This is a genomic window from Bacillus sp. S14(2024) (assembly GCF_050473785.1).
Lineage (GTDB): Bacteria > Bacillota > Bacilli > Bacillales > Bacillaceae_G > Bacillus_A > Bacillus_A yunxiaonensis.
This window is the reverse complement of sequence record NZ_JBFLUP010000006.1, coordinates 2,521,291-2,537,020: the sequence shown is the minus strand read 5'-3', so window position 1 is coordinate 2,537,020 and position 15,730 is coordinate 2,521,291. Positions and strand designations below refer to the sequence as shown.

15 protein-coding genes are annotated in these 15,730 nt (G+C 37.0%); 14 read left to right on the top strand and 1 reads right to left on the bottom strand.

The window, feature by feature from the left end:
• The first annotated feature begins 103 nt into the window (after nucleotides 1-103).
• The 11 genes from AB1279_RS13160 to AB1279_RS13110 all read left to right on the top strand — a co-directional run bounded on the left by AB1279_RS13160 (nucleotide 104) and on the right by AB1279_RS13110 (nucleotide 11,709).
• Nucleotides 104-409: a MazG nucleotide pyrophosphohydrolase domain-containing protein gene (locus AB1279_RS13160; RefSeq protein WP_429759240.1), complete on the top strand. Its 306-nt coding sequence runs from the start codon at nucleotides 104-106 to the stop codon at nucleotides 407-409.
• A gap of 325 nt (nucleotides 410-734) precedes the next feature.
• On the top strand, nucleotides 735-1,568 hold the full coding sequence (locus tag AB1279_RS13155) for an alpha/beta fold hydrolase (RefSeq protein ID WP_429761394.1): 834 nt from the start codon (nucleotides 735-737) through the stop codon (nucleotides 1,566-1,568).
• A gap of 166 nt (nucleotides 1,569-1,734) precedes the next feature.
• Nucleotides 1,735-2,112 (top strand): FAS1-like dehydratase domain-containing protein, encoded by a 378-nt coding sequence (locus tag AB1279_RS13150; RefSeq protein ID WP_336480581.1) that lies wholly within the window; start codon nucleotides 1,735-1,737, stop codon nucleotides 2,110-2,112.
• Nucleotides 2,113-2,301: 189 nt separating this feature from the next.
• Complete coding sequence (locus tag AB1279_RS13145) at nucleotides 2,302-2,895, top strand: MarR family winged helix-turn-helix transcriptional regulator (RefSeq protein ID WP_429759239.1); 594 nt, start codon at nucleotides 2,302-2,304, stop codon at nucleotides 2,893-2,895.
• A 131-nt stretch (nucleotides 2,896-3,026) separates the two neighbouring features.
• On the top strand, nucleotides 3,027-3,527 hold the full coding sequence (locus tag AB1279_RS13140) for a hypothetical protein (RefSeq protein ID WP_429759237.1): 501 nt from the start codon (nucleotides 3,027-3,029) through the stop codon (nucleotides 3,525-3,527).
• A complete protein-coding gene (locus AB1279_RS13135) occupies nucleotides 3,524-4,390 on the top strand; it encodes an SDR family oxidoreductase (RefSeq protein ID WP_429759235.1) in 867 nt (288 codons plus the stop codon). Before AB1279_RS13140 ends, AB1279_RS13135 begins: the two co-directional genes overlap by 4 nt.
• A gap of 730 nt (nucleotides 4,391-5,120) precedes the next feature.
• Nucleotides 5,121-6,635: a long-chain-fatty-acid--CoA ligase gene (locus tag AB1279_RS13130; protein WP_429759233.1), complete on the top strand. Its 1,515-nt coding sequence runs from the start codon at nucleotides 5,121-5,123 to the stop codon at nucleotides 6,633-6,635.
• Between the two features lie 37 nt (nucleotides 6,636-6,672).
• The gene (locus tag AB1279_RS13125) at nucleotides 6,673-7,728 is read left to right on the top strand and encodes a TauD/TfdA family dioxygenase (RefSeq protein WP_429759232.1); all 1,056 of its coding nucleotides are present in this window, start codon (nucleotides 6,673-6,675) and stop codon (nucleotides 7,726-7,728) included.
• Nucleotides 7,729-7,863: 135 nt separating this feature from the next.
• Entirely contained in the window at nucleotides 7,864-9,153 is a 1,290-nt protein-coding gene (locus tag AB1279_RS13120; protein ID WP_429759230.1) for an MFS transporter, read from the top strand.
• 422 nt (nucleotides 9,154-9,575) lie between these two features.
• Nucleotides 9,576-10,574 carry a TauD/TfdA family dioxygenase gene (locus tag AB1279_RS13115; protein WP_429759228.1) on the top strand — a complete coding sequence of 333 codons (999 nt, stop codon included), beginning with the start codon at nucleotides 9,576-9,578 and terminating at the stop codon, nucleotides 10,572-10,574.
• A gap of 193 nt (nucleotides 10,575-10,767) precedes the next feature.
• Nucleotides 10,768-11,709: an alpha/beta hydrolase gene (locus AB1279_RS13110; protein ID WP_429759226.1), complete on the top strand. Its 942-nt coding sequence runs from the start codon at nucleotides 10,768-10,770 to the stop codon at nucleotides 11,707-11,709.
• Between the two features lie 111 nt (nucleotides 11,710-11,820).
• Here AB1279_RS13110 and AB1279_RS13105 read toward each other — a convergent pair whose 3' ends face one another.
• A complete protein-coding gene (locus tag AB1279_RS13105) occupies nucleotides 11,821-12,594 on the bottom strand; it encodes an SDR family NAD(P)-dependent oxidoreductase (RefSeq protein ID WP_429759225.1) in 774 nt (257 codons plus the stop codon).
• Nucleotides 12,595-13,709: 1,115 nt separating this feature from the next.
• Here AB1279_RS13105 and AB1279_RS13100 point away from each other — a divergent pair.
• From AB1279_RS13100 to AB1279_RS13090, 3 genes are all read left to right on the top strand, one after another.
• Nucleotides 13,710-14,069 (top strand): hypothetical protein, encoded by a 360-nt coding sequence (locus tag AB1279_RS13100; RefSeq protein ID WP_429759223.1) that lies wholly within the window; start codon nucleotides 13,710-13,712, stop codon nucleotides 14,067-14,069.
• A gap of 13 nt (nucleotides 14,070-14,082) precedes the next feature.
• Nucleotides 14,083-14,211, top strand: a complete 129-nt coding sequence (locus tag AB1279_RS13095; protein ID WP_429759221.1) for a hypothetical protein — start codon at nucleotides 14,083-14,085, stop codon at nucleotides 14,209-14,211.
• Nucleotides 14,212-14,377: 166 nt separating this feature from the next.
• Nucleotides 14,378-15,667: an MFS transporter gene (locus AB1279_RS13090; protein WP_429759220.1), complete on the top strand. Its 1,290-nt coding sequence runs from the start codon at nucleotides 14,378-14,380 to the stop codon at nucleotides 15,665-15,667.
• Nucleotides 15,668-15,730 lie beyond the last annotated feature (63 nt).

Here is a 15,730-nt window from a genome sequence, read left to right as displayed (position 1 = left end):
GGTTTCAATTTACAATAAATGTTCTATTATTAGCTAGTACAAGAAGAACAGTTAAATTCCAAAACAGATTTTGAATAGTTTCAAAATAGGGAGGGTTGGCAAAGTGAAAATATCTGCATTACAAAGAGAGGTTAGAGAGTTTAGTAAAAATAAAGGTTTTGAGAACTCAACGATTGAAGAAAGAACCTTATTTTTGGTTACAGAAATTGGAGAGGTCGCTCAAGAAGTCTTAAAAATCTCTTCCAAGCCGGATTCTGATAATATTAATGAACTAAAGGAACAGTTAGGTTTTGAAATATACGATGTGGTGTGGAATCTTTTTGATCTTGCTAACAAACTCGATATTGACTTAGAAGATATATTTAGAAAAAAGAGTGAGGTAAATAAATATAGACATTGGGATGTATAAAAACAGTTCGTTTCTATATTTTCATTCACTTTATTATGGGCACTTTGAAAATTATGATCACAAATATAGCACGAAAGCTAATTGTATGTATGAGGTGTCTAGTCAAGGATGTTCTATAGAAGAAATAAAACAGCTTTTAGAAACGTTTTTGCAAGTAGTTAATAAGAAACGTATACTATATAAATACATTATGCAAACTACATGCGAGATGTAAAGAGATAAAAATGTTCTTTAACTAATAATAAGAAGTATGAGCCTAATATTTTGAAAGTTAGAACTTTTATTCTATTATAGTATTAAAAATACTGAAAATTCGGAGTGGATTATTATGGAATGCGTAATAGGGGATGTAAAAGTTCATTATGAGATGTATGGTTCCGGAAAACCAATTATCATGCTTCATGGTTTTTCTCCTGATCATAGACTAATGTTAGGATGCATGGAACCTGTTTTTGTACAAAGAAAAGGTTGGAAACGAATTTATATTGATTTACCAGGAATGGGACAAACGAAGGGGAACGAATCTATTCAAAACTCAGATGGAATGTTAGATCTTGTTTTAAAATTCATCGATACGATTATTCCAAACGAGTCTTTCTTAATTGCAGGTGAATCATATGGTGGATACATAACAAAAGGAGTTATATCCAAAAGAAAAGAAAAAATAGATGGCGCAGCATTTATTTGTCCTATGATTATTCCGGATATAAACAAGAGACAGCTTCCTCTGCATACTGTTATTTACCGAGATGAAAAGTTTTTATCTCAGTTAAGTACGGAGGAGCGTGAGAATTTCAGCTTGAATTTTGTAGAGCTTAACGAAAATAATTGGCAACGTTATCTTGAAGAGATTATATCAGGAATTAAAATAGCAGATGAGACGTTTTTAACAAAAATACAGAAGCAATATGCTTTTTCATTTGATGTAGATAGTCAGTTATCTCTGTATGAAAAACCAAGTCTCTTTTTATTGGGCAAACAGGATTCAGTGACAGGATACAAGGATGCTTGGGAGATTCTTGATAAATTCCCCCGAGCTACTTTTGCTGTTTTAGATAAGGCAGGACATAACTTGCAAATTGAGCAGGATGTCTTATTTCAATCATTAATAAACGAATGGTTAAATAGAGTAGAAGAAAATATTGTGGCTTTTGAATAACGATTAATAATTCGTAAAAGAAATGATTAAAAATCCTGTTTCATGCAGGATTTTTTCTTATTAAATTAATGTATGCAATGTAGTAAAACTATTAAAAACGAATGGTCATTCATTCATTTTTGTGCTAAAATAAAAATACAGAATATTCAAAAATAAGGAGGGGAATATGATTATTAAAACAGGTGACGTTTTTACATGGGAAAGAACTTTTACTAAAGAAGATGTTTTACAGTTCGGAAGTTTTTCAGGCGACCAAGGTAGGCATCATATTGAGTATGATGAAAAAGGTCGTTTAATGGTACAAGGTTTATTAACTGCAAGTATAGGAACGAAAATTGGTGGTGATGTAAATTACATCGCAAGAGAAATGGTAACTGAATTTATTCGACCTGTTTTTACTGGAGATACCATTACATGCGAAATAACTCTTACAAATGTTGAACAAATGGAAGGTTTTAAAAGGGTAGAAATAAAGTCAGTATATCGCAATCAAAATGGGAAAGAAGTAATGCTAGGATCAAGTCATGGAATCATTCGTGACTGAACATTTTAAAATTGAAAATATGTTAATAAAATTTGTTGACATAAAAAATGATTAGGTGCCATACTATATATATGGTTATAATGCGGGCTAGTAAAGCTAGCCCATTTTCATCACCATATAATTAGCCTACTAATTATATGTACTGAAAGTAACTGCTTAATGATTTAAAAGAAGAAAGAAGGTACATACATGAGCAATATGAAAGATTCGGAAAAAACGGAAGATGTTTATATTGATCCGCCTGCTGGTTCCGATACTAAAGTAATAAATTACAATGATGCGGTTCCTACACTTATACAATCTAAGCGTCAAATTGATCGTTATAATTTAGATATTGACGCCCAAGCTGTTCTCGTTGCGGTTAGGCTAATGGCAGCAGGAACTAAGCTTGGACATGCTACGGAGATTCATTTCTCCAGATTTGGTTTATCAACAGGACGCTATCGTTTACTGGCAGACCTTGAAGATAACGAAGGAGAAGCGTTACCTTCGCAATTAGCTGAACATTTAGGTGTGACACGTGCTACAGTAACAGGTCTAATTGATACCCTTGAGCGAGATGGCCTCGTATCCCGTCGCCCTAGTTCAAAAGATGGGCGTCAAAAATCGGTCATTTTAACGGAACAAGGAGCAAAGAAGCTTCGTGAAATGGCTCCAGAGCATTTCGCAAGGCTAGAAGCTATGGTCGGCTTACTTAGTATCGAGGAGCGCAGTTTATTTCTTGACCTGCTTGGCCGAGTGACAGAAGGCATCTCAGCACTTACGGATGAACTAGATGAATAGAAGAAACTTATGAATAACAGCTAGAAAGGGCTAGTAAAGCTAGCCTATTTTCATATCATATGGTTAGGTCCCTAATTATATGATATGAATAGATTGCTAAATGATTTCAAAAAAAGAAAGGAGGTGAATATATGAGAAACATGAAATATCCGGATAAAACAGAAGGTATATATGCTATTACGAATGTGGGTTCCAATGTAAAGCCTTTTGTATTGTGGCGTGAAGTGTTGATGGCTTATGTTGCCCCTGCCATCATGGCAGGGGTTGGGGGATTGATCACTGCCGACAAGGGTCTACAGATTGGGGCACTGACAACGATTGGAGGGACATCAGCCATAGTAGCCTGGATGCTTGGCCTGTGGTTACGAAGCCGATGGATTCATAATCGCTGGATCATCGGTGCAAATCACTTAGTTGTTGTGGGGATTTTTGCTTTAATAGGGACTATGTTTGGACTGTTCGCTGCATGGTCGGCATCCTGTTTACTAGAGCGGTTTAATCACTTTATTTGGTTCGATCGGGTATGGATTGATTTTCCGATATCTGCAATGATTGCGAGCACAATTATAACATGGCGATGGCGTCTTAATGTTAAAAAAATTTTTGCATTCAAAGGAGAGGATAGAAAATGATTGTCATTATTGGGGCATCGGGTACAATTGGTAGAGCTCTTTTGAAACGTTTAGTTAATTTTGGTGTTCCTGTTCGAGCGCTGAGCAGGGATCCTGAGAAGGTATTTATGCAGATTGGCGATTTAGACCAGTCACTTATTGAAATCGCATCGGCTGATGCAACTGATCCTGAATCGCTGCGCCGTGCGTTTACAGGAGCAAGCCAGCTCTTCCTTGCGATGTCCAACAGTCCAAGACAAATTGAATTAGAGACTTCTATTATTCATATTGCCACGGAAGTCGGAATAGAGCACATCGTAAAGATATCCAGTCCAGTTTTTGACCAAAATGCTCCAGTGGCAGTAGCAGGTTGGCATCATGAAATTGAGAGAATTTTGTTTAAATCGGGTATTAAGCATACGGTGTTACGCCCGTATGCGTTTATGCAAAACTTACTGCGCTTTGCACCGACGATTATAGCCCAAGATGTTTTCTATGGTTCCATGGATGATATCGCATGTAACTTCATTGATTGCCGAGATATTGCAGATGTTGCTGCCGAAGCTTTGACTAACAGTAAGGTAACTGGCAAAGTATACACACTTACCGGTTCTAAGGTATTTAGCTATCCACAGATTGCAAGTAAACTATCCGTTCTGCTAGGGAGGTCAATTCGCTATGTTAACATGGATTCTCAAGTATTACGACGCAATCTAATCGAACATGAACATATGCCTCCTTGGCTCGCAAATCATATTGTGGAAATTCAGGCTATGTCGGTGGCGCTGCCGGAAAAGCCTATTGACACTGTGAAGCATTTGCTTGGTAGAGAGCCCCGCACACTAGACGATTTTCTGTGTGAATATGTAGATAACTTCCGGTAGTGGCGGAGTTTACCGAACCACATAAAGAATTTTTTCTGAAAAGTTGTCGACGGTATTTAGCCTTTTGGAATAATGAAAACATAACACTGGTTATAACAGTATTATAGTCGAAATAATCTTTTAAACCTGCATTTTGTCAATACTTGATATTCCTTGCGATTAAAATCTGTAAAATTGTAAAAAAGCCAATGCATGGAGAGAATATGAAATTGTTAAATGAAAAAAGAGTGTTATATCTTCTTAGTCTCATAACAACTATCATTTTTTCTTTCATTCTTAAAATCGGGATTCGAATTGAAGGGTCCCATTTTTTATTTGGCTTTCCAGCTCAGTGGTTCGGATATTACGGAGAAATACGATTTAGTTTTGGAATATTAGGTTTATTACTTGATTTTTGGTTTTCTAGTTTGCTTTTTGGGCATTAAACAAACTTCGAAAAATGTTATTTAAGAGTCAAAAATAGTTCTTATATCAACTAATAACGTTTTTAATCTTCATATGCCCTTCAGTATATACAGGATGATCTCTTAATTTTTCCCACACATGCTGAAGGACTCCCAACATCATGGCTGCATTCCTTTTCGAACATTAGTAATACTTACTTACAAATTAAAATCTTTAATTTTATTTAATTATTATTTATGAGTATACTTATTGTAATAATATTTTGAATATTCACAATAGCGGTTATTCTGATACTTCTACGCGAGTAAAAGGGGGGAATCATTTAATGAGTTATAATTTAGACGAAAATTTAAAAAGAAGTGCAAGTAGTTTCCCAGATAGTATCGCTTATATCTATAGGGATAAAAGTGCTACTTATACAGAACTAAATCAGCAAGTGGATCGATTAGCTTCTGGTTTGTCTGCCCGAGGAATCGGGAAGGGAGATGGAGTGGCCCTTTTATTAGGAAATAGTCCTGAATTTCTCATTACGTACTATGGCATTTTACGACTAGGTGCATTTGTTGTTCCGATGAATCCTATGTATACCAAAGAAGAAATCAATTACATTTTAGAGGATAGTCAAGTTAAAGCGGTTATTGCTCACGTATCTGTAGAACCGAAGTTATCAGAAGTAAAGGGACAATTGAAAAATCTAAAGCTAGTCATTTATACAGATGTCGAGGATCGGGAATGGGCATGGGAGCAACTGATGGAAACAAGCGATGATGTTTGCCTAAGTCCTTTTATTGATCAGGAAGATCCTGCAGTCATTCTATACACATCAGGAACAACAGGGAAACCAAAGGGTGCTATGTTATCGCATCGGAATTTAGCTTCGAATGCAGATGCCATTTCAGAATTAATTGAGCTCCATGATAAAGATTGTGTAGTATCTGTTCTACCAATGTTTCATGTTTTTTGTATGACTATTTGCCTGAATGCGCCAATTGCTTGCGGGGCAACTGTCCTGATCATACCTAAATTCAGCCCTCTTGATGTGGTCCGTACCATTCGAGAAAACAAGGCAACAGTGTTTGCTGGAGTTCCTACGATGTACAACTTTATCTTTCAAATTCCTGAATCCACTGCGGAAGATTTCTCATCCATTCGCTTGTGTATTTCTGGAGGTGCTTCGATTCCAGTCGAGCTGCTACAAAAATTTGAAAACAAGTATAACGTTTTTATCTTGGAAGGGTATGGGCTTTCGGAAACTTCTCCTCTTGTTGCTATTAATCCTTTAAATGGAACTCGCAAGCCAGGATCTATCGGTCTAGATATACCAGGAGTCAAGAGTAAAATTGTCAATGAGGAAGGAAAAGAATTGCCGAGAGGAGAAGTCGGAGAATTAGTAGTTCAAGGGCCAAATGTAATGATTGGATATTTGGGGATGCCGAAAGCTACATCAGCTGCCTTTATAGATGGATGGTTTTACACTGGTGATCTAGCAACAATGGATGAAGAAGGATACATCTACATCGTTGATCGAAAGAAGGATATGATTATTGTTGGTGGATACAATGTATATCCTCGTGAAGTGGAGGAAGTTCTGTATCAACATCCAGCTGTTGTAGAGGCAGCCGTAATCGGAGTTTCCAATGGAGAATACGGAGAAAACGTAAAAGCCTATGTCGTAGTTAAGGATGAACAAATCACTATGAATGACATTATTCAATTCTGTCAGGATAAGCTGGTGAAGTACAAGCTTCCTAGACAAGTGGAATTTTCTAAAGAGTTACCTAAAAATGCAACAGGGAAAATCTTGCGCAGAGAGTTAAGACAATTGATTGAAGTTAAGTAAGAAACTAACTAACTATATTATTGAAGGAGGATTATGTATGTCGTCCATTTTAAAGGAAAAAGTTCAAGGACCAGTAGCGTGGAAAGGTATTGATCTAGCTAAAGATGATTCATGGGTTTATTATTTGTCTGCGAAAACGATCGTATCTCTTGAAAATGCTTTATTTTATGTTAAACAAAAGGGTTTACAAGCACCTAATTTTAACAAGGAGGACTTCCCAATTTCTGATCTTTCTGATGAAATCGCTTACTTTGTTGAAGAGCTAGAGAATGGGAGGGGGTTCTTATTAATTCGTGGATTACCAATGGAAAGGTATACGGATGAAGAAGCGAGCATCATTTACTGGGGCCTCGGACTTCACATGGGTATTCCAGTATCGCAAAACGCAAATGGTGACCTCTTAGGGCACGTCATTGATCAGGGTCTTAGCTTAGAGAATTCAAATGTACGCGGTTACCAAACGAAACTCCATCTTCCTTTTCACGCAGATGGATCTGATGTCGTCGGATTATTAAGCCTTCGAAAAGGGAAATCTGGGGGGTTTAGTAGTATCGTAAGTTCAATGGCTGTTTATAATGAAATTCTTGAGAAGTATCCAGAGTATCTTGGAATTCTCTGTCGTCCATTCATCTTTGATCGTCGTGGTGAGGAAGCACCAGGTGAATCTCCAGTATTTACATCACCAATTTTTAGTTATTATGATTGTAAATTGAGCTGCAGATATGTCCGTACATTTATAGAATCAGCACAAGCGAAAACAGGTATCCATTTGTCAAAAGTTGAAATTGAAGCGTTAGACATACTGGATTCGCTCCTTCATGATGAAAACATGCATTTTAATATGATGTTGGAGCCAGGTGATATGCAATTCGTCAATAATTATACTGTCCTTCACTCCCGTACTCAATACGAAGACTATGAAGAGCCGGAACGCAAACGTCATTTATTAAGATTGTGGCTCACGATGCCAAATGGCCGAGAAATTGCAACTGATTTCGCGATGTTTATTGATGAGAAAACAGGTAAAGCGGGTCGCGGCGGTATTCCCGTCCGTGGAAAAACATCTGGCGGTATTATAGAAAACTTGAAGTAATTGGGTTTAAATCCGCAAGACTTACCTTTATAAACCGTTTCATAAGAACACCAATTGATTAATATGATAGGGACACCTTTTCAGATGTCAGGAAAAGGTTTTCCCTTGATGGTAAAAATAAGGGGGATTTATACGTTGAGCACTCCAAAATATTCTTGGATTATATTATTATTTCTAGTTGCTTCAGGTATGATTAACCAAGTTGATAAAATTGTTATTGGTTTGGTTTCCGTTCCCCTAATGAAAGAGTTACATTTAAGTCCTTCACAATGGGGATTGGTGGGAAGCTCATTCTTTTGGTTCTTCACCTTTTCCTCTATTATTCTTGGTGGTATGGCCGATTCCAAAAACACGAAAAAAATGTTAACTTGGATGTCACTTACATGGTTGATTGTTCAATTTCTCACACCTTTTGTTTCTAGTCTGTCCCTGCTAGTGTTTACAAGAATGATCTTGGGAGCAGGCGAAGGTCCAGCTCCAGCTCTATCAACGGCTATCATGGGAAAATGGTTCCCGAAACACAGACATGGTATAGGCTTTGGCGCTGTTCTGTTAGGAACAACAGGCGGATCGGCGATTGCTTCGCCATTATTAATCTCTATGATTGATCAATATGGATGGCGATCTGCTTTTATAGCCATGGGGATTGTTGGACTTATTGTACTAGTTTTATGGGTCATTTTCGGTAAAGAAAGTCCAAAAGAAATCGGGTTGCCTTCATTTCATCAAGAGGAGCAACATTCATCAACTCTCTCTAAAGTTTCTTGGCGTCAGTTTCTTCCGCATCTGTTGTCTAAAAATTTTGTTTTTACCGTTTTATGCGGAGGTTGTGCTTATTGGTTATTGTCCGTTCAAGCGATATGGTTTCCAGCATACTTTACTAAAGTTCAGCATTTTAATGGTCAAACATTAAAACTAGCCGTGTCGTTACCATTTTTTTTCGCTGCTATTAGTCAAATTGGCTTTTCTATGCTATCAGATCGGATTTATCGCAAAACTGAGGATATTCGTAAAGCACGAATAAATCTTGCCGGTTCCATGATGGTGCTATCTGCTTTTTGTGTATATTTGGCAAATGCCGTGAATTCAAGTGCTATATCCATCCTGTTCTTCACCCTAGCTCCAGGTTTTGCCTATGTCATTCTTTCACTCGCACCCGCAATATTGATAGATTTTTTTTCTCCCAAAAACATCGGAAAAGCACAAGGGACGTTCATTGCTCTTTCAAGTTCAACAAGTATTATTGCCCCACTCGTATTCGGGTATTTCATCCAATATGCAGCGACTGAGGCAATCGGATATCATTATGGGTTTCAAGTAACTGCTTTGGGTATGTTCGTTATCGGATTATTATTTTGGATCGTTGTTCGCCCCGCAAAGCAAAGCAACACAACAATAAAAGCAGAGGAACAAGTGAGTATTTAAAAATATACAGCAAATCAGGGTGCAGTTATAACTTCAACGAAGGATCTTCTTAGTTAGTGAATTTACCAAATTGAGGTAGGATGACCATAACCATGTTAATTGATTATTTGGTCAATGTATCTATTACTTAGTTTTTTGAAAGGGCTAGTTTGTGAGATTGAATGACGGTATATATTAATAAAACTTAATTATAAATTAAAAATAACAATTTTATTTCATTTATAATTATAAGTATACTAAAGAAAATAAAATTCAAAATATTCAGTCATAACATTTATGTAAACGCTATTAATGTTTTGGGAGGTAGCGAGAGGTCCGGGTCCAAGAGCGATTAAGATGTTTCGCTTTTCTTCATTCTTAACGCTAAAAAATTCGGTCATATCAAGTAAGAAAATAACCAAATGAATAAAGGAGGAAGATTTATGTCAGTTATTATAAAGCAAAAAATTCAAGGGCGTTCAGCATGGAAAGGCATTGAACTAGCTAAAGATGATTCATGGATTTATTATTTGTCCGAAAAAACGATTGCTGCTCTTGATAAGGCATTATTACATGTTCAACAAAAGGGATTAAAAGCACCAGATTTTAAAAAGGAGGATTTCCCGATTCCTGATCTCGCTGACGAAATCAAATACTTTGTCGACGAACTGGAGAATGGGAGAGGGTTTCTATTGATTCGCGGATTGCCAATGGAACGGTATACTGACGAAGAAGCAAGCATCATTTACTGGGGGATCGGACTTCACTTGGGATTGCCAATCATCCAAAGCAAAAATGGGGACTTCTTAGGGCATATCAAAAACATAGGTAAAGACTTTAATGATAATACAAAAGTAAGAGGTTACCAAACAAATGTGCATCTTGACTATCACACAGATCTTGCTGATGTGGTCGGATTACTATGTCTTCGCAAAGCGAAATCTGGTGGTTTAAGCAGTATCGCTAGTGCAATGTCTATCTATAATGAAATTCTGGAGAAGCACCCAGAGTACCTTGAAATTCTTTTTCGTCCATTCGCCCATGATCTGCGTGGGGAAGAAGCACTAGGTCAATCTCCGGTAGTTCAATCACCAATTTTTAGCTATTACGATGGTAAATTGAGCTGCAGATATATGCGCCAATATGTCGAATCAGCACAAGTGAAAACAGGTATCTCTTTGTCGAAAGAGGAAATCGAAGCATTTGATTTTATAGATTCCCTTACTCATGATAAAAACTTTCATATTGATATGATGATGGAACCAGGTGATATGCAATTTGTTAATAATTATGCGGTTTTTCATTCACGTACATTATTTGAAGATTATGAAGAAGATGACCGTAAACGTCATTTATTAAGATTGTGGCTCATGATGCCGAATGGCCGAAAAATTGCTCCAGATTTCGAGTTTTATATCGGAGGAGCACCTGTAATTAGATAAATGGCGGCAATTTTAATCACTAATATCTCTTATATCAAGTTGTATGGTGATTTTATTCATCGAAATAAGGTGAATAAAATCACCATTGTATGTTTTTTATGATGAAGTGAATGTGAGCGTTTTGGGATCGGAATCAAGGTTTAGGAAATATCCGAGTTAATTTTAAAATAAATGGAAGTGAGGATGATGTTTCATGACAAATTTAGATCCGCGAGCAGAAAAATATTTACAAGTATTTAATCAGATGCCGCCTATTCATAAAATGGACCCTAAGACAGTAAGAGAGCTGCTTTCGAAGGCACCGCGCCCTACTGTAAAATTAGATCCGGTTTCAACGGTAGAGAACTTGATGATACCGGTAAGCAAAGACGAAGAAATCAAATGTAGGGTATACATACCGGAGGGGCAAGGGCCTTTCCCGATATTTATATACTACCATGGTGGAGGATGGGTTCTAGGAGACATTGAAGTGATGGATGCAAGTTGCCGAATGATAGCAAATAGAACGGCTAGTATTGTTGTCTCTGTAAACTATCGTCTTGCTCCAGAGTATAAGTTCCCAACTCCAGTCGAAGACGCATATGCGGCATTGGAATGGGCTTATGAAAAAGGGACTTCCTTTAACGGAGATGTTACGAGATTGGCAGTGGGAGGGGATAGCTCAGGTGGAAATCTAGCGACAGTAGTAACTATGATGGCGAGAGACAGAAAAGGTCCCGACATCGCTGCACAGGTCTTAATCTGCCCTGCGACAAATCTTGAGTTTAATACGGAATCCCATCAAACATTTGCAAAAGGATTTGGTCTGGATCGCGAACAGCTGATTTGGTTCCGTGATCATTATTTAAGGAATGATGAGGACAGGTATAATGAATACGCTGCTCCTTTAGTTGCTGAAGATTTAAGCGGTCTCCCGCCAGCACTCGTAATCACAGCAGAAAATGATGTGCTTCGGGATGAAGGAATGGCTTATGCCGAACGATTGAAAAAATTTGGTGTGCAAGTTGAATATGCATGTGAATTCGGTATGGTCCACGGCTTTTTTTCACACATGGCTATTTTTTCTAAGAACATTGAATCAACTGTTTCTAAGATTGACAAGTTTTTGAATACCGCTAAATATACAATTGGGTAGATGTAGATTAAAAAGTTATAAAAAACGAGCCTCAGCTTTTAGCGAGGCTCGTTTTTTAAATACACTATTATTGGTAATCTAAGATACAGTTACAATATCAATCCTAGCTTTTTAGTAAAAAACGGTTTCTCCAATTCCGCCGGTTACTGAAATGACATCACCAGTAATCGATGCCGCCAAAGGTGAAGCTAGGAAGGTAATGACATTAGCAATTTCTTCTACTGTAATTAAGCGGCCGAGTGCATTGAGTCCTGCCATCTGACGCACAGCATCTTCGTTAGTGACGCGGTTTCTAAACATTTCCGTATCGACAATCCCTGGATAAACAGCATTGACGTTAATTCCATGCTTTCCTAATTCCAATGATGCTGATTTTGTTAAATGGACAACAGATGCATTACGGGGACCGGAACTAAAATAATTGCCGCCAATTCTAGCAGCCAGACCACTTATATTTATAATACGACCCCAATTATTTTCTATCATATAAGGAGCTACAGCTCGCATACAACGAAAATAGCCCATATATTTTTCTTCAAAATCTTTCAAAATAAGTTCATCTTTAATACTATTAAAATCCTCTGGCTCAAAGCCGCCAACACGGGCTCCACTGTTGATTAAAATATCAATGCTTCCCATTGCTGCTGCTGATTTTTCAACTAAATTTAGAATAGAATCAGGATCAGTGGTATCTGCCACAATTGGATAAATATCTCTGTTTGTTTCTTGAGCTAATTCCTCTGCAGCGATTTTGAGTGAGGATTCGTTTCTTGAACAAATCGTACAATCTACACCTTCTAGAGCCAATTGGCGAGCAGTAGCTTTACCAATCCCGCGGCTTCCTCCAACAATCAGTGCTTTTTTTCCGGATAATTTTAAGTCCATAGTTCAACCTCCTGTTTCGATTTAACCGTAAAAGACCAAACTCGAAAGTGATTTTTTGGAATATTAACTCATTTATACTTTTAATTCTACTAATAAATTATAATTAAATAAAATTAAAGATTTTAATTTGTAATTAAGTACTACTAATATAAAATAGAAAAAACTACTTTGTAAATAAAATAGAACCTTAGTAAAATGTATCAGTTTTTTATTTTTCTTGTATAATCGAATAGGTTCCTCAAGAGAGCGACTCACTCCTATGCTCGTTTATCGATAGAAGGAGAAGAGATACATGACAATTGCAAATTGACATAGATAATCATGTCTAAAGGAGACTATAGCTTATCATCAATTCGGGAGAAGAAGCTATCTTTGGTTCCACTACTTTCGTGGAATTGAACAAGTTGGCTGTGTCTTTTGTTTCCTCAGGCTTTCTTAGTACCTCAAAGGCAAGTATTAGAATGATTCTACCTTCATCGGTTGCTAGAGCACCGTGTCCCTGTGAGTGATTAAAAAACTTTAGTCTTAATTTCTTTTCTAAGCTGGCAATGGGCTGGCTGATCGTGAATGGAGCCAACTGAAGATTCCATGCTATTGTAGCCAGAGAACTATGTTTTGTAAATTTAATAATATGTTGTAATCCTTTTTGAATATTAATAATACTTACTTACACATTAAAATCTTTAATTTTATTTAACTGAAAATTATGAATATAATGAATTAAATAACAATTAATGTAATCACAGTAGTTGTTATTCAAAGTACTTCCATGTAAGTAAAAAGGGGGGACATCATTTAATTATGTAATAACTTATTTAACAAAGAAATTGGGAAGGGAGGTGGAATCGCTCTTTTACTAGGAAACAAACTATCCTGTTTATGAAGGGATTTTCACTCTTAGGAGGACTTGCAGTAATTCTATACACATAGGGAATAACCAATAAATAAAAGTTTGCGATATTACCTCATCAAAACTTGGTCATAAATGACTGCTTCTATCATGATAAGCTGGTAAAATACAAGCTTCCTAGACAAGTGGAATTTTTAAAAGAGTTACCCAAGAAAACAATAGGGAAAATTTAAAAATTGCATTAGAAAACGAAAGAGGCGTATCTATGTCGTTCATTTTAAAGGAAAAAATTAAAGGACCAGTAGCATGGAAAGGTATTGATCTAGCTAAAGATGATTTATGGGTTTATTACTTGTCCGAGAAAACGATCGCATTTCTTGAAAGCGCTTTATATTATGTTAAACAAAAGGATTTACAAGCACCTCATTTAAATAAGGAGGACTTCCCGATTCCGGATCTTTCTGAAGAAATTACTTATTTTATTGAAGAGCTAGGGAATGGAAAGGAGTTCCTATTAATTCGTGGATTACTATTGGAAAGATATACAGACGAAGAAGCGAGCATCATTTACTGGGGTCTCGGACTTCATCTAGGTATTCCGGTAACGCAAACGTCATTTAATTAGATTATGGCTCACGATGCCAAATGGTCGAGAAATCGCACCTGATTTTGCGATGTTTATTGATGAGAAAACAGGTAAAACGGGTCGCGGCGGTATTCCCGTACGTGGAAAAACAGCTGGTGGTATTGTAAAAAACATTAGATAACGAATTTAATAAATATCAGGAGTATAGCTACGGGCTCAAACCTTGGGGATTTATCTTTATAAATCGTTTCATAAGAGAAACAATTCGTTCATGTGATGGGGAGTACCTTTCAGAATACAAATAATGGTTTTCCTTAAATAGTAAAAAGTAAGGGGAGATTTTTATATTGAATACCCCAAAATATTCTTGGATTATATTATTATTTCTAGTTGCTTCTGGTATGATCAACCAAGTTGATAAAATTGTTATTGGTTTGGCTTCCGTTTCCGTAATGAAAGAATTGCATTTAAGTCCTTCACAATGGGGATTGGTGGGAAGCTCCTTCTTTTGGTTCTTTACCTTTTCTTCTATTATTCTTGGCGGCATGGCTGATTCTAAAAACACCAAAAAAATGTTAACTTGGATGTCGGTGGTATGGTTGACTGTTCAATTTGCTACACCTTTTGTTTCTAGTCTGTCTTTGCTAGTGTTTACAAGAATGATCTTAGGAGCAGGCGAAGGTCCAGCTCCAGCTCTATCAACAGCAATAATAGGAAAATGGTTCCCAAAACATAGACATGGAGTAGGCTTTGGTGCTGTTCTCTTTGGAGCAACAATCGGGCCTGCAATTGCTTCTCCATTATTAATCTCGTTGATTGACCGATATGGATGGAGATCTGCTTTTATAGCCATGGGGATTGTTGGATTTATTGTACTCGTTTTATGGGTTATTTTCGGTAAAGAAAGTCCAGAAGAAATTGGGGTGCCTTCACTTCATCAAGAGGAGAAGCATTCATCAACCCTCTCTAAAGTTTCTTGGCGTCAGTTTCTTCCGCATCTTCTGTCTAAAAATTTTGTTTTTATCGTTTTGTGTGGAGGTTGCGCCTATTGGCTATTGTCCGTTCAAGCGATATGGTTTCCGGTATACTTTACGAAAATTCAACATTTTAATGATCAAACATTAAAACTAGCCGTATCTTTACCTTTTCTTTTCGCTGCCATTAGCCAAATTGGATTTTCTATGCTATCAGATTGGCTTTATCGCAAAACTGGAGATATTCGTAAAGCTCGAATAAACCTTGCTGGTTTCATGATGGTGCTATCCGCTCTTTGTGTATATCTAGCGAATACTGTAAATTCAACTGCTATATCCATCCTGCTCTTCACCCTTGCACCAGGTTTCGCCTATGTCATTCTTTCACTCGCACCTGCAATATTGATGGACTTTTTTTCTCCCAAAAACATCGGAAAAGCACAAGGGACTTACGTTGCTCTTGCAAGCTCAACAAGTATTATCGCTCCACTCGTATTCGGGTATTTTATCCAATATGCAGCCACTGAAGCAATGGGATATCGTTATGGGTTCCAAGTAACCTCTTTGGGTATGTTCGTTATCGGATTATTGTTTTGGATCGCTGTACGTCCCACAAAGCAAAGTCACACAATAATAAAAGCAGAGGAGCAATTGAGTATTTAAAAATCATTGTTGAGTGGATTGATGAAGGAAAGAAATAAGTAAATATAAAAAGGGGGTTGCATA

Excerpts from the sequence above, each read along its gene's own strand:
- AB1279_RS13125 (WP_429759232.1), top strand. The coding sequence starts at position 6,673 with ATGTCGTCCATTTTAAAGGAAAAAGTTCAAGGACCAGTAGCGTGGAAA.
- AB1279_RS13130 (WP_429759233.1), top strand. The coding sequence starts at position 5,121 with ATGAGTTATAATTTAGACGAAAATTTAAAAAGAAGTGCAAGTAGTTTC.
- AB1279_RS13115 (WP_429759228.1), top strand. The coding sequence starts at position 9,576 with ATGTCAGTTATTATAAAGCAAAAAATTCAAGGGCGTTCAGCATGGAAA.
- AB1279_RS13150 (WP_336480581.1), top strand. The coding sequence starts at position 1,735 with ATGATTATTAAAACAGGTGACGTTTTTACATGGGAAAGAACTTTTACT.
- AB1279_RS13145 (WP_429759239.1), top strand. The coding sequence starts at position 2,302 with ATGAGCAATATGAAAGATTCGGAAAAAACGGAAGATGTTTATATTGAT.
- AB1279_RS13105 (WP_429759225.1), bottom strand. The coding sequence starts at position 12,594 with ATGGACTTAAAATTATCCGGAAAAAAAGCACTGATTGTTGGAGGAAGC.
- AB1279_RS13135 (WP_429759235.1), top strand. The coding sequence starts at position 3,524 with ATGATTGTCATTATTGGGGCATCGGGTACAATTGGTAGAGCTCTTTTG.
- AB1279_RS13140 (WP_429759237.1), top strand. The coding sequence starts at position 3,027 with ATGAGAAACATGAAATATCCGGATAAAACAGAAGGTATATATGCTATT.
- AB1279_RS13100 (WP_429759223.1), top strand. The coding sequence starts at position 13,710 with ATGTCGTTCATTTTAAAGGAAAAAATTAAAGGACCAGTAGCATGGAAA.
- AB1279_RS13110 (WP_429759226.1), top strand. The coding sequence starts at position 10,768 with ATGACAAATTTAGATCCGCGAGCAGAAAAATATTTACAAGTATTTAAT.
- AB1279_RS13095 (WP_429759221.1), top strand. The coding sequence starts at position 14,083 with ATGCCAAATGGTCGAGAAATCGCACCTGATTTTGCGATGTTTATTGAT.